Genomic DNA, 17531 nt, shown 5'->3' with positions numbered 1-17531 from the left:
CTGAGCCCGAGTGCTGTGAAGGGCATGAGCAAGGGAAGACGACCGTCTGCAAGACGGGACAAGAATGTAAAACTGTCAGCCTTCTTCAGATCGTTGCTGCAAAGGCGCAGCTGGTCCCTGCGGGTAAGCCGGCTAATACGCCCTATAACGACCAGGTACTTTCTCGCCATCTGGACGCCGTCTGGCATCCTCCCCGCGTCTGATTCCGATCAAATTCTAGGAACCGCCCGGATGTGAGCATTCGGGCCGGCTACCGCGCGCCTTCGGCTCGCATGGAAGATCAGGAATCCTGTCTAAATGAAATCCCGTATCCGCTGGGCGCCTCCCTACGTGGCCGCCTTGATCATCGGCGCGCTCTCATTCCCCGAGTTCGCGTCAGCTCTAACCTTAGAACAAGCCCTGAGTTTGGCCGAGCAAGACGCGCCTTCGCTGGATGCGCAAGCCGCCAATCTCAAAGCCGCACGCAGCGCTGCAATTCCTGCCGGCGAGCTGCCTGACCCTAAACTTAGGCTTGGGCTGCAAAACGTTCCCATTGAAGGTGACTCGCGTTGGCAATTGGACCAAGAGGCCATGACCATGCAAATGGTCGGGGTCATGCAAGATGTGCCAAACCGAGCGAAAAGGCGCGCCCGTGTCGAGGCTGCGCAGGCTAGTGTTGCGCTCGCAAATGTTCAGCAAACGATTGAACGTCTCAGCGTGCGCCAGGCGACCGCCGAGGCATGGATCGCTAGTTTCGCAGTCGAGCAAAAGCTGAGCCTTTTCAGACGGCTCTACAGCGAGAATCAGCTACTTTTTCGGGCTGTTCAGGCGCGCATTGCTGGCGGCAGTGGCCAAACCGCAGACAGCGTACTTCCGAAGCAAGAGGCAGCATTGCTTGCGGAACAAGAGGATGAGCTGATGCGCAACCAGGCTGTTGCGCGGGCCGACCTCCGCCGCTGGATAGGCGAGCCAGCAGACCAGCCGCTTACAGGCGACTGGCCGCGATGGCATACCGACGTTGATCACTATCAGCACAACCTGAACCGCCATCCGGCTTTGCTCGCCTTCGACCCGATGACTCGTGAAGCTGAGGCTAAAGTTCGCCAGGCCGTCGCTGAGAAAACACCGGACTGGAGTTGGGGAGTTGATTATCTGCGTCGTGGCCGGGAGTACGGCGACATGGTCAATCTCAGCGTCAGCTTCGACCTGCCGCTGTTTACCAGCTCTCGACAAGATCCAAAGATCGCGGCCGAGCGAGCTCGCCTCACACAGATCGAGGCGCAGCGCCAGGCAACGTTGCGTATGCATAACCAGGAGCTGGCCGCAGACCTGGCTGAATACCAACGCTTGGATCGAGCACTTACTCGCCTCGAACAAACATTTCTCCCCCTCGCTGAAGAAAAAGTCCGCCTTGCCATGGCCGACTACCGCGCAGGGAAAGGCGTATTGATCGCTGTCATCGATGCGCGCCGCCAGCTTGTCGAGACCCGGCTGCGGCAGATCGACGTGGCCCGCGACCGATCACTGAGCAACGCCCGCCTGCATTTCGCCTTTGGAGATACCCGACCATGACCTTTCAATTCAAGCGGCTGGCACTCGTCCTCAGCCTCCCGCTGATGGTTAGCGCTACAGCCTTATTCGGGCTGTCTACCGCAGCCTTCGGACAATCGCCTGCAAAAGAAGGTAAGGAAGTTCTCTATTGGTATGACCCTATGGTGCCCCAGCAAAAGTTCGACAAACCTGGGAAGTCCCCCTTCATGGACATGGAGCTTGTCCCGCGGTATGCCGATGAGGGAGGCGACGGAGCTTCGATGAGCATCGACCCGAGCGTGACGCAGAATCTCGGCATGCGCCTGGCGACCGCAACGCGTGAGTCAATTAGCCAATCGCTTGAAGCGACAGGCGCATTGATGTTTGACGAGCGAGACGTGGCGGTTGTGCAGGCGCGTGCCGGTGGCTTTGTCGAGCGCGTTTACGACCGAGCACCGGAGGATGTCATCGAAAAAGGCGCGCCGTTAGCCGATCTGCTGGTTCCCGAATGGGTTGCCGCACAGGAAGAGTACCTGGCGCTCAAAGGGATTGGCGAACCCCAGCTGCTCGCAGCGGCTCGCCAGCGGTTGCGCCTTGCTGGCATGCCGCCAGAAGTCATAGTGCAGCTAGAACGAACTGGTAAAGCGCGCCCTGTTTGGACAGTGAGGAGTCCAATAGGCGGCGTGCTGAACAGCCTCGACGTTCGCGAGGGCATGACCGTATCCACTGGTGCGTCTCTGGCACGTGTTAATGGGCTGGAAAAGGTATGGTTAGAGGTTGCGGTGCCTGAGGCGCAGGTTGCAAATGTGGCGCCTGGGCAGCTGGTCAACGCGCGCCTCCCGGCCTTTGCAGGTGAAGTTCTGGAAGGGACGATCCAGGCCGTACTACCACAAGCCAACTTGGATAGCCGTACTGTGCGCGTCCGGGTTGAACTGCCTAATCCGCAACAACGGCTTCGTCCCGGCATGACGGCCGAGGTGACGTTGAGTCGCAACGTCGAAGATGTCTTGGTCATCCCGTCCGAGGCGGTCATTCGCACCGGTCGGCGCGCATTGGTGATGCTGGCCGAGGATCAAGGCCGTTACCGCCCGATTGAGGTTCGCACAGGCCGGGAATTCGATGACCAGACAGAGGTGCTTGAAGGGCTGGAAGCCGGTCAGAAGGTCGTGGCGTCCGGTCAGTTTCTCCTGGATTCAGAGGCGAGCCTACGCGGGCTGACCGCTCAGGGTTTGGAGGAGCCTGCAACTTCTACAGAACCTGCGCTGCACGAGGCTGAAGGTACGATCGTCAGCCTGGAAGATGGCATGGTTGGCCTGTCGCATGGGCCGTTCAAGACGCTGAACATGCCTGGGATGACAATGTCCTTTCCGGTTGCAGATCAATCGCTCCTAACAAAGTTGCAGACCGGCGATCACGTCCGTGTCGGCGCGCGTGAAAGCGAAGAGGGCCTGGTCATTGAGCACATCGAGAAGCTGGGGGGCCAGCCATGATCGCAGCCATAATTCGCTGGTCAGTGGCCAACCGCTTTCTGATCCTGCTGGCTACTGTGTTCGCGGTGGCTTGGGGTGTCTGGTCGGTCAAAAACACCGCTGTTGATGCATTGCCAGACCTTTCCGACGTTCAGGTCATCATCCGCACGCCATACCCCGGGCAGGCGCCCCGGATCGTTGAGAATCAGGTCACCTACCCACTGACGACGACCATGCTGTCTGTCCCCGGCGCAAAGACGGTCCGCGGCTACTCCTTCTTCGGGGATAGCTACGTGTACGTCCTGTTTGAGGACGGCACCGACCTCTATTGGGCCCGTTCTCGGGTGCTGGAGTACCTGAGTCAGGTGCAGAGTCGGCTTCCCGCCGCCGCCAAACCCGCTTTGGGCCCTGACGCCACAGGTGTCGGCTGGATCTACCAATATGCTTTGGTAGACCGAACGGGCAAACATGACCTCTCGCAGCTGCGCTCTTTGCAAGATTGGTTCCTGCGCTATGAGCTCAAGACACTGCCCAACGTGGCGGAAGTCGCGCCCATAGGCGGGATGGTCAAGCAGTATCAGGTCGTACTGGATCCCGTGCGCATGGCAAGCAGGGGCGTGACGCAGCAGCAGATTGCAAAGGCGATCGATGAAGCCAACCGTGAAACCGGCGGGAGTGTTCTGGAACTCGCAGAAACCGAGTTCATGGTCCGTGCGACCGGGTATCTCAAGACACTCAAAGACTTTCGAGCCATTCCTTTGCGTCTCGACGGCGGCGTGCCTGTGACGCTAGGGGACGTTGCGCATATCCAGCTCGGCCCGGAAATGCGCCGGGGCATCAGCGAGCTTGACGGTGAAGGTGAGGTAGTCGGCGGCGTGGTGATCCTGCGGAGCGGCAAGAACGCTCGGGAAACCATCGCTGCCGTTCAGACCAAACTGGATGAGCTGAAAGCGAGCCTGCCCCAAGGCGTCGAAATCGTCACGACGTACGACCGTAGCAAGCTGATCGACAGTGCCGTTGAAAACCTCACGCACAAGCTCATCGAGGAGTTCATTGTCGTTGCGTTGGTTTGCGCGATTTTTCTGTGGCATCTGCGCTCGTCGTTGGTCGCCATCGTGTCGTTGCCGATCGGCATCCTGATTGCTTTTGTGATCATGCAGCGGCAAGGCATCAACGCCAACATCATGTCGTTGGGTGGCATCGCGATCGCCATCGGAGCGATGGTCGATGCAGCAATCGTCATGATCGAAAACGCCCACAAGCACATTGAGGCCTGGCACAAGCGGCATCCTGACTCCACCTTGAAGGGCCAGAAGCACTGGAAGGTCATTACTGACGCGGCTGTTGAAGTGGGGCCGGCACTGTTCTTCAGCCTGCTGATCATCACGCTGTCGTTCATACCAGTGTTCACCCTGGAGGCGCAGGAAGGCCGGCTGTTCGGTCCACTGGCGTTCACCAAAACCTATGCAATGGCAGCCGCCGCGGGCCTGTCTGTCACGCTGGTTCCGGTGCTCATGGGGTATTGGATCAGGGGCAAAATCCCTGACGAACACCGTAATCCACTCAACCGTGGCCTCATCTGGATCTACAAGCCGGCCCTGGACGCGGTACTGCGCTGGCCCAAGATGACTCTGCTGGTGGCTGTTCTGGTCTTCCTGACAGGCTTGTGGCCGGCCTCTCGCCTTGGTGGGGAGTTCTTGCCCCCGCTGGATGAAGGTGACCTCCTTTATATGCCCACTGCGCTTCCAGGCCTCTCCGCTCAGAAGGCTTCTGAGCTACTGCAGCAGACGGACCGGCTCATAAAAACGGTTCCAGAAGTTGCACACGTGTTCGGTAAGGCTGGTCGAGCCGACACCGCTACAGATCCCGCCCCGCTGGAAATGTTCGAGACGACCATTCAGTTCAAGCCGAAGGATCAATGGCGCCCTGGGATGACGCCTGACAAGCTGGTTGAGGAGTTGGATCGCACCGTACAGGTACCTGGATTAGCCAATCTGTGGATCCCGCCGATTCGAAACCGTATCGATATGCTGGCGACGGGTATCAAGAGCCCGATCGGGGTGAAAGTGTATGGCACTGACTTGGCACAGATCGACAAAGCCACCCAGGCAGTGGAAAAAATCGCCAAAACGGTGCCTGGGGTCAGTTCGGCGCTTGCTGAGAGACTGACCGGCGGCAGGTATATCGATGTGGATATCGATCGTGTCGCCGCCGCACGCTACGGCCTGAATATCGCGGACGTGCAATCGATCGTGGCCGGTGCCATCGGTGGTCAAACCATTGGTGAAACCGTGGAAGGGCTCGCCAGGTATCCGATCAACCTCCGCTATGGCCGCGAGTGGCGCGACTCGATATCCGATCTGCGCAACCTACCGATCTACACGCCGCAAGGCAGCCAGATCACGTTGGGGACCGTGGCCAAAGTACAGGTGACAGACGGACCGCCCATGCTTAAAAGCGAAAACGCAAGGCTGTCGGGCTGGGTTTACGTCGATGTTCGTGGCCGCGATATGGCGGCTGTGGTGGGCGATCTGAGGGAAAAGATCAGCAAAGGGGTCCAGCTCGAATCCGGCATGAGCATCAGCTATTCCGGCCAATTCGAATTCATGGAGCGAGCTAACGCGAAGCTGAAGCTCGTCGTGCCGGCTACCTTGCTCATCATTTTTGTCTTGCTCTACCTCACGTTTGGGCGCTTTGGGGAGGCGTTGCTGATCATGGCCACGCTGCCATTCGCCCTAACCGGTGGCGTCTGGTTCCTCTATTTGCTCGGGTACAACCTATCGGTAGCGACAGGAATCGGTTTCATCGCACTGGCAGGCGTTTCTGCTGAGTTCGGCGTCATTATGCTGCTGTATTTGAAGAACGCATGGACAGATCGGGTTAACGCGGGAGCCCATGGCGAAGGCGTACTGCTCGACGCAATCCGCGAAGGCGCTGTGCAGCGGGTGCGCCCCAAGGCCATGACCGTAGCAGTGATTATCGCCGGTCTGCTGCCCATCCTCTGGGGTAGCGGAACCGGCAGCGAAATCATGAGCCGCATCGCCGCGCCCATGGTGGGCGGGATGATCACCGCCCCTTTGCTCTCCCTGTTCGTTCTGCCGGCAGCTTACCTGCTGATGCGCCGCCGGCAATTGCGAGTTACCACCCAGCAAGCAACCAACCCCACTGGAGAACATCCATGAACATTAAGCACATCACCCTTGCCTCACTCTTCCTGGTGCCAGTCGCCTATGCCGCCGACAAGGAGCCAATGGGCGGCATGCCGATGGATCACAAAGGCATGAACATGCCAATGGACCAGAAGTCGGCGGGACAGACCGCTACAGCCATCGGCACAGTCAAGAAAGTAAACACCGAGAGCGGCACCGTGACCATTGCACACGGCCCGGTCGAAGCGCTGGGTTGGCCTTCTATGACGATGGGCTTCAAAGCGAAGCCTGATCAGCTCCAAACGCTGAAAGAAGGGGACCAGGTCGAATTCGAGTTCTCCTCGAAAGGTATGGATTCCACCATTACGCGCATCGAAAAGCAGTAAAGAGCAGAAAGCGACCGCCGCAGGCGCGGCGGTCCAACACGAGAATGAAGCGATTACCGCTTTGTAACCTTGGCAACAGCTTCTTGTAAGTAGCAAGCCTTTAATCTACAGGCATCAACTAACCAAGAGGTGCAAACCATGAACCGCATAACCAAAGTAATCGTTCCTTTTATTCTGACCGTTGCTTCCTCGCTTGCAATGGCCGAAGGCGGAAGCGAACGTACGCTGAATCGCTTAAATGACTCGGCAGGAGCAAAGCCCACCCTTAAGGAGCTTGTCAAAGAGGGTCAAGTGCTGAGCATCGCACCTGCAGGGGCGACCGGCACGACTCGAATGATTCAAAACTATAGAACTAGTGCCCAAGTCCAGACGTATGAGATGAAGGTCAAGACCCCCGACGGGAAGATCCATACGGTAGAGTTCCTGAGCACCCCAGTTGGCGTGAACAATGGCTAATCTGCCAAGCTTAATATCCGAGGGATAGTTAGATGAGCAGCATAATATCTAAGATTAAAAGCGTACTGCAGCGCAATCCGGTCGTAACGGGGTTAACCGCAGCTGTGGTTGGCTACATGCTACTGAACCAAAGCACTGCGGCGTTGGCAACAACGCTGCCAAGCCTGCTCTTTCTCTTGCCCTGCTTGTTGATGATGGTCGTATGCATGAAGCATATGTCTAGCGGTAAGTGCGACAAGCCCAAGGAGCCCAACGTTGGCGAAAACACCTTGTTAAGCAAAAGCGAATAACCCACTGAACTTGGAGATTTAACATGCGAAAGGCCATCACCGTTACAGCAATCGCAATCACCTTGGCGAGCGGACTGAGTTTCGCAGCGGCAGATAAAGCGGACCAAAGCCATTCAGAAACCGGCATGATGAGCGGCGACAAGCATATGGAAATGATGGGTGACATGCGTGGAATGATGAAAGAGTGTCGTGAGATGATGGGGGCCGCCAAAGCCGACCACTCGCAAAATGGCGAAAATCCAGACGCAGCATAGGATATGAGGGTGTGAGTAACAATGATCGAAGCAGGTGGGGGGTGCCCCACCTGCTTTTTTGTGCTTGATGGCCTAACCAGGACCGTACTGATGGGAAAAGTGTCACTGACGAGCAGAATGGCGATAGCTTTCATGCTCGTGGTTACGGTTGTGCTGCTGGCGGCCGCAATCAGCTTTAATTATTTTTGTCAGCTCCATTTCGAACGCAAAGATGCACAAGTGCTTAATGAAAAGGCCGCTGCAGTAGAGCGTACGCTACTCAACAGCTCAGCATTCGGGCCTGAGACCGCTTCAAGGATCGATGCCGTTATTGAGCACTCCTTTGGCTTCGCGACTGCGGTTGTAGTAGACGGTAAGACGGTTTACTCCCATCACAATCTGTCTGAGAGCTTGCTACCTCTTGTCACAGACATCCAAGAGGAACGCTGGACGGTAAGTTTCGGTGGCCACCAGTACAGCGGAATTACCAGAAAAGTAAATCGGTGGGTAGAAGGGCAGGACACTGTTATCTATTTGGCTTTGGATGTAACGCACCGAATCCACTTCTTCGATATGATTCAGCAGTGGTTTGCTTATACGCTTGTCGTTAGTGCACTTCTGAGTGGCGCGTTAGGTGTTGTTCTGATCAGGAAAGGCTTAAAACCAATAGACGAACTGTCCAAGACTTCTTCTACGGTAACCGCCCACTGCTTAGATACCAGAATTCCAACTGAGTCGGTGCCAGGCGAGCTGCATGAACTCGTAGACAACTTCAACGAAATGCTTTCGCGCTTGGACGACTCTTTTCTCAGATTGTCAGGTTTCTCAGCGGATATCGCGCATGAGCTAAGAACGCCGCTGAACAGCATGCTTACCCAAATGGAGGTCGCGCTCTTGCGCGACCGCGAGAATACCGACTACAAAGACATTTTGTATTCCGCCCTCGAAGAACTTAGGCGCATGTCAAAGATGGTCGATGACATGCTATTCCTCGCCAAGGCGGACAACGGGAAGATTACGCCCAATGCCGAAGATGCCAGCATGGCTGAGATTACCGCGAGCGTTATCGAATATTACGAGCTTGCAGCCGAGGACAAAAAGGTAGAAATCGCGCTTTCAGGCGATGGATCGGTACATGGCGATAAATCGATGCTGAGACGGGCCGTCTCAAACATAGTCTCTAACGCAGTTCGATATGCAGAGGAAGGCAGCACCATCAGCGTTGAAATAAGCGAGAGCGGTGGCTCGGTTTGCACAGCCATATCCAACCGAGGCACAACGATTCCAGCCGAGCTTCAGGCCCGAGTGTTTGATCGATTCTATAGGGTCGACACCGCAAGGCGCGAAGGAACCACCATGAATGCGGGCCTCGGCATGGCTATCACTCGTTCGATAGTCGAAGCGCACAAAGGGCGCATCGCTTGCGAATCAGCTGAGGGGCATACGACTTTCACAATGACGCTTCCAAAGCTTATGTCTAGTTAATGGCAGAGTGCCAGCAACGACCCTGACCTACGCTCATAGAAACGCCAGGCTGAACCGAAAGAGGCCGAGACTTTCGAAGCTGTATGTTTGGTTCTGGAGGTTCCCGTGCAAGCGTCCTCATCGAGAAAATGCGGTACGACAGCCGCAGCGCTCAACGAAGCGTGCTTCTGCGTAAGCCTAGATCAAGCTGCGCTCGTAAACTCATTGACCGAACAGCTTGGGAATTCAGAGCTGTCGGAGCTATTGAAGTCACGTTGCCCTCATGTGTTTGCAGCACGACCGGTCTTTGTTTCATCCTTGCGGCTGCGCCAGGTTAATGAGGTTATTCAGGCCATCGAGCAGACCGTGAGCTCGCCCGGTTGGCGTGAGCATGCTCTGGATTCTGCACCTCCTATTGCCCGACACGATCCTCGGGGCGCGCGCGGCGTCTTCTTTGGCTACGACTTCCATCTGGATGATGACAAGCTTGGGCTCATCGAAATAAACACAAATGCGGGCGGAGCGATGCTAAACGTATTGCTCGCCCGCGCGCAGCGTAGTTGTTGCAGCGGCGTAGTCGGGCTTTCGCCAGGTCAGGAAGGACCCGGCGGCTTCGAGCGTTCGATTCTGGATATGTTCGCCCAGGAATGGTCTACGAGCGGCGAGCCACGTCCGCTCACGCGCGTGGTGATCTTGGATGAAAGCCCACAAGCCCAATACCTGTATCCGGAGTTCCTTCTTTTTCAGCGGTTATTCGAGTCAGCAGGAATCGACTGCCTAATCGCGGACCCAGCCGATCTGGCCTTTCACAACGAGTGCCTCTTGGTCGACGGGAAGCCTGTGGATCTCGTCTACAACCGACTCACCGATTTCTATCTGGAAGGCGACAATTGCAGCGCGCTGCGCAGCGCTTATTTGGCTGATGTCGTGACGGTAACGCCACATCCTCAGGCCTATGCCCTTTATGCCGACAAACGCCGGTTGGTTGACCTAACCAACGCACGTTTTTTGGAAGAGATTGGCGTCGATCAGCAAGTCCGAGCCGTATTGGCCCAGTACGTCCCGCTTACGGTTCCTGTCGAGCATCGCAATGCGGAGCACCTCTGGCAAAACCGCCGTAGCCTCTTTTTCAAGCCTGTCAGCGGGTTTGGTAGTCGCGGTGCGTACCGAGGAGACAAGCTCACCAAGCGGGTTTGGGAGGAAATCATTGGCGGAAACTACTTGGCCCAGTCCCTTATAGCTCCTGGCGAGCGTAGAACCGTCGCCGACCCTCAGGTACGACCAATGAAGTTTGACCTGCGCGCGTACGCTTATGCTGGCGAGGTGCAGTGGAACGCTGCCAGGGTCTACCAAGGCCAAACGACCAACTTTCGAACGGAGGGTGGCGGCTTTGCTCCTGTGTTTACCTTAAGCGAGGAACAGGAGCGAACCGGCTCCACAGAGCAACGGACGCACACCTCATTCACTTTCTTGCTCGACGAAAACGGCGCCGTAGAGGAGCTGCCGCACCCGTTCTATCTGGCGTTGGTTCGTGCCGAAAGGGCTACCTCGAAACTTGCCGGTAAGCGCTTCCGATTGGCGGACTGGTATGTGGCAATGGAAAACGGCCAGCCATCCAAAGTCATCCGTGAATGGTACGGCTGGGTAGCGTTCGACGCAGCTGGTGGTTACCACCCTGAACGTGGTTCGCCGAAAAACGACGAGTCGGATAGCGATGACAATGTAGATTCATCTGCCCTGCCAACCCCGGAAGAACACGATCGAATCGAAGGTCTGTTGTTTCAGCGTGAGTAATGGGCCTGTCCCGCACGCCACCATAGCTACGGCTGTCTTCGCCGTCACACATCCAATGTGCGAGTACTAGCCCTACGGCCAGGCCCGACAAGAACATAGCCAATGCTGAACGCTAAATTTGTACCGTTCGATCGGTTTAATGTAAGAGTAACGTGATTGCTCTTTGGCTTCGTAAATCAAAAATAGCCGTGTCTCAAGACTCAAAGGTCACCTAAGGATGGTCTGAAGTAGCCCTGTGTTTCCGGCCGACTTCTGCCCTTGCCAATTTTAGAAGCGGCGATTCGACCAAAATCGATCAAGTCATCCGCTCATTTCTGAGTTTTTAGCCGCCGCGAACACCTCTCAGCGGCCATTTCCCACATTACAGGCGCACCTCTCCTGCATTCGTCAGCAAATGCCGGCGCGCCATCCACAGGTTCGACAGGGCAAACAATGTCACCAGCTGCGCCGTGTTCTTCGCCAGGCCACGGAAGCGTGTCTTCACATAACCGAACTGGCGCTTGATCACCCGGAACGGGTGCTCGACTTTGGCGCGCACCTGGGCCTTGGATTTCTCGATCTTGCGCTTGGCTTTGTACAGCGCACTGCGCTTACTCAGCTTCTTGTACGTACTGCGGCGGGCCGCAATCTGCCAGATCACCTCCCGGCCTTCATGTTCCGGGCGCTTCTCGACGCCGGTGTAACCCGCGTCGGCACCCACCATGTTTTCCTCACCGTGCAGCAGCTTGTCGACCTGGGTAACGTCTGCAACGTTGGCTGCCGTCCCTACCACGATGTGCACCAGGCCGGACTCGGCATCGGCGCCGATGTGGGCCTTCATGCCGAAGTAATACTGGTTTCCTTTCTTCGTCTGGTGCATTTCCGGGTCGCGCTTACCGTCCTGATTCTTGGTCGAACTCGGCGCATGGATCAGCGTGGCATCGACGATAGTGCCTTGGCGCAACGACAAACCGCGGTCGCCCAGATAACCATTGATCACCGCCAGAATCCCAGCCGCCAATTCGTGTTTCTCCAGCAAGCGACGGAAGTTGAGGATGGTGGTTTCGTCGGGAATGCGTTCCAGGCTCAGCCCGGCAAACTGGCGCAGGATCGTGGTCTCGTACAACGCTTCCTCCATCGCCGGATCGCTGTAGCCGAACCAGTTCTGCATCAGGTGTACGCGTAGCATCGCCATCAGCGGATACGCCGGACGGCCGCCTTCACCCTTGGGGTAGTGCGGCTCGATCAGGGCAACCAAACCCGTCCACGGCACCACCTGATCCATCTCGATCAGGAACAACTCCTTACGGGTCTGCTTGCGCTTACCGGCGTACTCGGCGTCGGCAAAGGTCATCTGCTTCATCGGGAAACTCCGGCAACGGGATCGGCGTATTTCACCAGAAACGGGAAGTCTTCTTCAGGATTTCCCTAAGTGGGGCTCGCTTTTTTCACGCACTGGCCCAATTGATACAGGGCGCTTTTGGTACTGTCTTCGTAATCTTATTAACGTTTCATTAGTTAAATGGGCCGTTACGCTTACACCAGAGTCAGTAAGTCCCAGAGCGTGGAAGCGCTTTAAGACTAGCGAGATTACATTTTTGTAAGCTTCTGAAAAAAATCGAAACCTCATCATCTTCGGCTTGTCCGTTTAGGAGTGGCATTCGAAAGCCACTTCCGGGCAGGGCTGCGCGAACACTTTGAGTTAGCGATTCACCAGCAATCATTATAAAGAGGTCTAATTACATGCAAATGTCTTACTGGCGCTTTGCAGCGATGGTAGCCACGTCGACGATCATTATGTATGGCGTGATGTATTTAAATGCCTACTCGCTCGAGCATGTTTTTTGGAGCGAGACCCGCGCTTGGATGGCATTGGTGATGGGCGCGGTAATGGCAGTGGTCATGCTCGCATTCATGCTCAACATGTATATGCGTAAATCAGTAAATCTAGCGATATTTGCAGGAAGTGCAGTGGCTTTTGCCATAGCACTATGGCTTGTACGTGGGCAAGCGACGGTAGACGACACGGACTACATGAAGGCCATGATCCCACACCATTCGATAGCCATCCTGACAAGCGAACGAGCTCAGATTTCAGACCCCCGCGTCCGCAAATTAGCTGACGAAATCATCGACGCTCAGCGCCGAGAAATTGCAGAGATGAAGTCCTTGATCAAGGACCTAGAGGGGACAAACTGATACAAAAATGAATCGAATATCCTTTTGCTCTAAGTCGTACTCCCTGCAGATTATGTCGGTATAACGGCGAAATTTACCTACTTTTTCTTTGCCCAAGTGGGTGAAGACCACCACGTAATCGATGCGGGATGTCAGTAAGACAAGCAGCGCGCCGCCAGATCGGTGAATTGTTCAGAATTCAAACCGGCAATGGCAGCGGTCGCCAGCATCGCGAAGTACAATGCTATTGGATGGCTTCCATCCAGCCCTCGACGTCCTGATCCCCTCTCGTTGCACAGGGGCAAGCTTCTCGCACTGACATCGGTTATAACCCAGCGTGAGTTCGGTAGTGGAGAGGGCCGCGTGGTTGCTTTTCGCTTTTTGTGCAACGTCAGCCGGATACGCATGCGAAGCCTGCAACAGCCTAAACAGGCCTGATAAGAGGACGCATGATGTTCCGAATCAACTGGGTGGCGCTTCTGACGCGAGTCTTCGCCATCGCTAGGAGCTAACCGCAGTGACTCTTCAACCTCCAAGCATGGCCTGGAACCTGCTGCTGCTAGCTTGGCTAGTGGCACTGGTCTCGACCCTCTCCGCGCTATTCATTGGCGAAGTGATGGGCCAGGCACCCTGTGTGTTGTGCTGGTTCCAGCGTGCCTTCATGTTTCCGCTGGCGGTGATCCTAGCCATCGCCTGCTACCGCTCGGATTTCGGCATCTGGCGCTATGCTCTGCCACTGACTGCTATCGGTGCGGCGCTGGCATTCGCTCACACGTTGCTCTATGCAGGGCTGATCCCTCAGCCGATCCAGCCCTGCACAGCCACCGGTCCATCTTGCTCAGGAGCGGAAATGACCGTGTTCGGCGTGGTGCCGCTGCCGGTACTCGCTTTGTTCGCTTTTATCCTGATCGCCATCCTGCTCATCCTCATCCGCCGGAGAACCACCCAATGAATCGCCATTCCGTGGTTCTGATCATCAGCGTTGTGATCCTGGCCGCCTTCGCCGCCGCCGTATTCTTCTACTCGTCCTCGCAGTCGCCCCAACAGGCCCAGGCGCCCGGTTCGACAGTGCAAGAGCCCGAGAGAAAATCCGAGCTGGGCGGCGGCCAACTGGTTCGCTTCCACTCGCCGGTGTTTGGGCCAGCGCAGGCGCCGGTGACCATCGTCGAATTCTTCGATCCTTCCTGCGAGGCATGCCGCGCCTTCCATCCCTATGTGAAGCAAATCCTCACTGAGAACCCGAAAGATGTACGTCTAGTGCTTCGCTATGTGCTGTTCCATCAGGGCTCCGAAGAGGTGGCGCGGATGCTGGAGGCGGCGCGTAAGCAAAATCTTCATGAGCAAGTATTGGAGGCGGTCCTGAAGGCCCAGCCGGGTTGGCACGACGACCCCAAGGTGGCGGAGGCATGGGCCGCTGCCGAGCGCGTTGGCCTCGATCTGGAACAAGCCCGTCAGGACATGCACACGCCTAGCGTCGACGCCGTGCTAGAAACGGATATGCAGGACGTCAAGGCAGTTGGTGTTCGTGGCACCCCGACTTTTTTTGTCAATGGTCGTGCACTCAGCGAGTTCGGCCCGGAACCGCTGCGCCGGTTGGTGAGCAGCGAAGTGGCCAAGGCACGGGAATGATGCTGTGAGCGCGCTAGATAACCGCGTGCCGCCGCTGCTGGTGGTGTGCCTGATCGCTCTGCTGATGGGTTTGGCGGCCTCCGGATTGCCGCGCATCGAACTGGCATGGACCGCGCGCCTGATCTTTGCACTGCCGGTACTGACCCTGGGGCTTGGTGTGTGCATTGCCGGCGTACTGTCGTTTCACCGCGCACGTACTACGGTCAATCCGTTGCAGCCGCAGCAGGCTTCGGCGTTGGTGGAGGCTGGCATCTACCGGCACAGCCGCAACCCCATGTACCTGGGCTTCGCCATCATCCTGACGGCCTGGGCGCTGGTCCTGGCCTCGCCTCTTACCTTGCTGGGCGTAATTGCCTTCGTGCTCTACATGAACCGTTTCCAGATCGAACCCGAAGAGTCGGCGCTGGAAGCGCTGTTCGGCGAATCATTCGCTCGCTACCGCGCACAAGTCCGCCGCTGGCTCTGAACGTCTGCGGTAGAGAGATTGGCGAGGGCTTGCTCGGTCGCGCCAGCCTGTCGGAGGTGCCCACGTTCTGGCCTGACCCTCTCGTGACGGGCTACTTCGATTGCATGCTGTAAGCATGACTCTGTTCGAGGGCATAGCGTCAACTGTACCGAGTGCTATTCGTGGTGCTCGCTCCGTTGATATCGAGCTCACGGCCCGGTGTTAATAGTAAGCGCAAAGCAGGCTTATGCCTCGCTTCGATGACTGTCGGCCTGCCTGATGTCGATACAAACACTGCCGTCTAGCTCCATTTCAAGTGTCGAGTGGCTGACCTCGAATTGATCATGCAGTACACGCTTTAGATCAGTCTTCACGCGTTCAATATCCGGCAGACTAGCCTTCTTTATGACAACGTGTGCTTCCAATGCAATTGTATGTTCGGCGATTTCCCAAACATGTACATGATGGACGCTCTCTACGTCGTTCACTTTCTCCATGACATTGATTATATCGGCTACGGAGACGCCTTCTGGTGCGCCCTCCATTAGTAAATGAATGGTTTTAGGCAACATGCTAAACCCCTGCCACAGCACGTAACCAGCGATCATCAATGTCAGTACAGTATCCGTCCAGTACCAGCCATACAGAAGGATCAATGTCCCGGCTGCAACAACGCCGACGGATGCCAGCGCATCAGACACATTGTGCATGAAGGCCGCCTTTATATTCATGCTGTCCTTGGACATCGTGTAGGTGAGCATGGCCGTGACGATGTCTACAATCAAGGCTATTCCCGCCACTACGACCACTGTCCAACCCTCAATGGGCTGCGGGGCAAACAACCGGCCTATAGCCTCATAGATAAGGTAAAGACCGACAATAATCAGCGTGACCAAGTTGATCAACGCCGCTATGGTTTCACTGCGCCGGTAGCCAAACGTTTTAAACGCATCTGGAGGCCTGCGACCGATCTTACGTGCGATGAGCGCGATAACCAACGACGCGGCATCGCTCAGGTTATGTAGCGCGTCAGCTATTAGCGATAGGCTACCAGAAAGTATCCCACCGACTACTTGCGCCAGTGTTAATAAAACATTGACGCCAATAGCACCAATCAGTCGCTTATCGCCTATGGCTTCGGTGTTATGGTTGTGTTCATGGCCCACCGATCTAACCTCCCGTTAAAAGTTTAACTAAGAATTGGGCAGGAAAGTCATAAGACCTTCCACATACAAGGATAGATAACACTAGCCCATTTGTACCGCGAGACATGGAAAAAGCTCGCTTTCAGACCCCCTTCCAAAAATGCGACCACCGTGGCGCAAGTAAGTGCGTCGCCGCCTTCTGCGTGGCGATAACTGGCCGCTCTTCCAAACGCTAGAAAACGTTGCCGGCTAGCAACTTGGCTATGCGATGTGATCTGAAGATGACGAATTTGTAATCTTAGTATCATGTCTTTCGCTGATTTAATAGGCTGAAAGATGGGCGTGTCTACTGATGACGGCAATGCCATATAGATGGCGGCCTCATGTGGCTGTAAACAGATCAGTACATTTCAGTATTGTAATGTTTGGCTCACGCTGCTGTTATCTTCAATCACGCAAAATTCGCTTGAACCTATAGAGCTTCCCAATAAAGCTCAACAAGCCAATCTTGAATTTTACGAGGACTGCCCTATGAATTTTTTGAAATCTCTCGTTGTTGGGGCGGCAATCTTCGCCTCCGTATTGTCTTATGCAGAAGATGGCTACGACCGTTCGATGAAAATGAATGAACAATTCAGGGCAGACCAAAAGCGAATTCATGGAACCGAATCTGCCGATAAAAAAGCAGACGAGGTAGAGGTCAAGAATACTAGCCAAGATCAGAACAATACGGAAAGCAAGAAAGAAAAAAAAGCTGACTAACCGCTTCACTCCGAACAATATCTACTGCTGTAGCTTCCGAGCTCCATAGGAAGCAGGTGTAGTCTAAGCGCCCTTCGGGGCGCTTTTTTTGTTTCCATAATTGCCTGCTAAATCACTACCAGTGAATCGTCCCGGCTTTCGTAGATCCCGTTTCGATTAAGTCACGCCGCCATAGCCTGACCTGCTTGTTGCTGATGGAAGTTGCTTCACCTCCGCAGGGGCGTTGTCTTAGCTATCGCCTTGCTGCCAACCGGGGCAGGTCAGCCGCTGCTTGCACAATCCTTCGTCAGCTCACCGTGGATGAAAGCCATCAGTCGAGAAGGCGTATTTAGACGCACCAAGCACTGAGTAAGCTCTATTCACCGCTTAGATGCATTAGACCTACGCCACAAAGGCTGTGCTGCCCGCTGCGCCGCTGATGAAACTTAGCGCTCCGATAACCAGCGCGCCCCGCTCTCGCTAGCTAGCAACAACGGGGCGTTGTGTGCCGCCATTCAATCTCTAGCTCGTTCTATTAGCGGCTAGCACGATTTCTTTCTCCTCCAATTCCTCTTCGCGCCGATGAGCCAGCTGGTAGAGCAACGGAAGTACTAATAGCGTTAGCACCGTTGAGGAAAGAATCCCCCCGATCACCACCGTCGCA

General features: G+C 55.8%; 15 protein-coding genes. 13 read left to right on the top strand and 2 right to left on the bottom strand.

Annotation, left to right across the window (positions count from 1 at the left end):
* Nucleotides 1–297: 297 nt before the first annotated feature.
* From MST27_RS00080 to MST27_RS00040, 8 genes are all read left to right on the top strand, one after another.
* Nucleotides 298–1551: a TolC family protein gene (locus MST27_RS00080; RefSeq protein WP_230724333.1), complete on the top strand. Its 1254-nt coding sequence runs from the start codon at nucleotides 298–300 to the stop codon at nucleotides 1549–1551.
* Nucleotides 1548–2999: an efflux RND transporter periplasmic adaptor subunit gene (locus MST27_RS00075; RefSeq protein WP_230724334.1), complete on the top strand. Its 1452-nt coding sequence runs from the start codon at nucleotides 1548–1550 to the stop codon at nucleotides 2997–2999. The genes MST27_RS00080 and MST27_RS00075 overlap by 4 nt, the downstream gene beginning before the upstream one ends.
* On the top strand, nucleotides 2996–6160 hold the full coding sequence (locus tag MST27_RS00070; protein WP_243603982.1) for an efflux RND transporter permease subunit: 3165 nt from the start codon (nucleotides 2996–2998) through the stop codon (nucleotides 6158–6160). Before MST27_RS00075 ends, MST27_RS00070 begins: the two co-directional genes overlap by 4 nt.
* Nucleotides 6157–6513, top strand: coding sequence for a copper-binding protein (locus tag MST27_RS00065; protein ID WP_230724336.1), 357 nt, complete (start codon nucleotides 6157–6159; stop codon nucleotides 6511–6513). Before MST27_RS00070 ends, MST27_RS00065 begins: the two co-directional genes overlap by 4 nt.
* Nucleotides 6514–6651: 138 nt before the next feature.
* On the top strand, nucleotides 6652–6969 hold the full coding sequence (locus MST27_RS00060) for a co-regulatory protein PtrA N-terminal domain-containing protein (protein WP_003292648.1): 318 nt from the start codon (nucleotides 6652–6654) through the stop codon (nucleotides 6967–6969).
* 313 nt (nucleotides 6970–7282) lie between these two features.
* A complete protein-coding gene (locus MST27_RS00050) occupies nucleotides 7283–7513 on the top strand; it encodes a hypothetical protein (protein WP_003292646.1) in 231 nt (76 codons plus the stop codon).
* A 90-nt stretch (nucleotides 7514–7603) separates the two neighbouring features.
* Entirely contained in the window at nucleotides 7604–8977 is a 1374-nt protein-coding gene (locus MST27_RS00045) for a heavy metal sensor histidine kinase (RefSeq protein WP_003292645.1), read from the top strand.
* A gap of 105 nt (nucleotides 8978–9082) precedes the next feature.
* On the top strand, nucleotides 9083–10750 hold the full coding sequence (locus MST27_RS00040; protein ID WP_243603981.1) for a hypothetical protein: 1668 nt from the start codon (nucleotides 9083–9085) through the stop codon (nucleotides 10748–10750).
* 361 nt (nucleotides 10751–11111) lie between these two features.
* Here MST27_RS00040 and MST27_RS00035 read toward each other — a convergent pair whose 3' ends face one another.
* Nucleotides 11112–12092, bottom strand: coding sequence for an IS5 family transposase (locus MST27_RS00035; protein WP_243603980.1), 981 nt, complete (start codon nucleotides 12090–12092; stop codon nucleotides 11112–11114).
* Nucleotides 12093–12472: 380 nt separating this feature from the next.
* Here MST27_RS00035 and MST27_RS00030 point away from each other — a divergent pair, with 380 nt between their 5' ends.
* From MST27_RS00030 to MST27_RS00015, 4 genes are all read left to right on the top strand, one after another.
* Nucleotides 12473–12928 (top strand): DUF305 domain-containing protein, encoded by a 456-nt coding sequence (locus MST27_RS00030; RefSeq protein ID WP_230724339.1) that lies wholly within the window; start codon nucleotides 12473–12475, stop codon nucleotides 12926–12928.
* A 517-nt stretch (nucleotides 12929–13445) separates the two neighbouring features.
* Nucleotides 13446–13859, top strand: a complete 414-nt coding sequence (locus MST27_RS00025) for a disulfide bond formation protein B (protein WP_230724340.1) — start codon at nucleotides 13446–13448, stop codon at nucleotides 13857–13859.
* Nucleotides 13856–14536, top strand: coding sequence for a DsbA family protein (locus MST27_RS00020; RefSeq protein ID WP_230724341.1), 681 nt, complete (start codon nucleotides 13856–13858; stop codon nucleotides 14534–14536). Before MST27_RS00025 ends, MST27_RS00020 begins: the two co-directional genes overlap by 4 nt.
* Before the next feature lie 4 nt (nucleotides 14537–14540).
* Nucleotides 14541–15002 (top strand): methyltransferase family protein, encoded by a 462-nt coding sequence (locus tag MST27_RS00015; RefSeq protein WP_230724342.1) that lies wholly within the window; start codon nucleotides 14541–14543, stop codon nucleotides 15000–15002.
* Between the two features lie 224 nt (nucleotides 15003–15226).
* On the opposite strand, the gene MST27_RS00010 is transcribed toward MST27_RS00015, so the two are convergent.
* Nucleotides 15227–16147 (bottom strand): cation diffusion facilitator family transporter, encoded by a 921-nt coding sequence (locus tag MST27_RS00010; RefSeq protein WP_230724343.1) that lies wholly within the window; start codon nucleotides 16145–16147, stop codon nucleotides 15227–15229.
* A 510-nt stretch (nucleotides 16148–16657) separates the two neighbouring features.
* Here MST27_RS00010 and MST27_RS00005 point away from each other — a divergent pair.
* Nucleotides 16658–16888: a hypothetical protein gene (locus tag MST27_RS00005; protein ID WP_243603979.1), complete on the top strand. Its 231-nt coding sequence runs from the start codon at nucleotides 16658–16660 to the stop codon at nucleotides 16886–16888.
* Nucleotides 16889–17531 lie beyond the last annotated feature (643 nt).

It is taken from the genome of Stutzerimonas marianensis, assembly GCF_022810315.1.
Lineage (GTDB): Bacteria > Pseudomonadota > Gammaproteobacteria > Pseudomonadales > Pseudomonadaceae > Stutzerimonas > Stutzerimonas marianensis.
This window is presented reverse-complemented; position numbering and strand designations above follow the sequence as displayed.

Bases quoted from the DNA above. Each gene is read 5' to 3' on its own strand.
- MST27_RS00050 (WP_003292646.1), top strand. From the start codon at position 7,283: ATGCGAAAGGCCATCACCGTTACAGCAATCGCAATCACCTTGGCGAGC.
- MST27_RS00045 (WP_003292645.1), top strand. From the start codon at position 7,604: ATGGGAAAAGTGTCACTGACGAGCAGAATGGCGATAGCTTTCATGCTC.
- MST27_RS00060 (WP_003292648.1), top strand. From the start codon at position 6,652: ATGAACCGCATAACCAAAGTAATCGTTCCTTTTATTCTGACCGTTGCT.
- MST27_RS00020 (WP_230724341.1), top strand. From the start codon at position 13,856: ATGAATCGCCATTCCGTGGTTCTGATCATCAGCGTTGTGATCCTGGCC.
- MST27_RS00025 (WP_230724340.1), top strand. From the start codon at position 13,446: ATGGCCTGGAACCTGCTGCTGCTAGCTTGGCTAGTGGCACTGGTCTCG.
- MST27_RS00005 (WP_243603979.1), top strand. From the start codon at position 16,658: ATGAATTTTTTGAAATCTCTCGTTGTTGGGGCGGCAATCTTCGCCTCC.
- MST27_RS00035 (WP_243603980.1), bottom strand. From the start codon at position 12,092: ATGAAGCAGATGACCTTTGCCGACGCCGAGTACGCCGGTAAGCGCAAG.
- MST27_RS00075 (WP_230724334.1), top strand. From the start codon at position 1,548: ATGACCTTTCAATTCAAGCGGCTGGCACTCGTCCTCAGCCTCCCGCTG.
- MST27_RS00080 (WP_230724333.1), top strand. From the start codon at position 298: ATGAAATCCCGTATCCGCTGGGCGCCTCCCTACGTGGCCGCCTTGATC.
- MST27_RS00030 (WP_230724339.1), top strand. From the start codon at position 12,473: ATGCAAATGTCTTACTGGCGCTTTGCAGCGATGGTAGCCACGTCGACG.
- MST27_RS00065 (WP_230724336.1), top strand. From the start codon at position 6,157: ATGAACATTAAGCACATCACCCTTGCCTCACTCTTCCTGGTGCCAGTC.
- MST27_RS00070 (WP_243603982.1), top strand. From the start codon at position 2,996: ATGATCGCAGCCATAATTCGCTGGTCAGTGGCCAACCGCTTTCTGATC.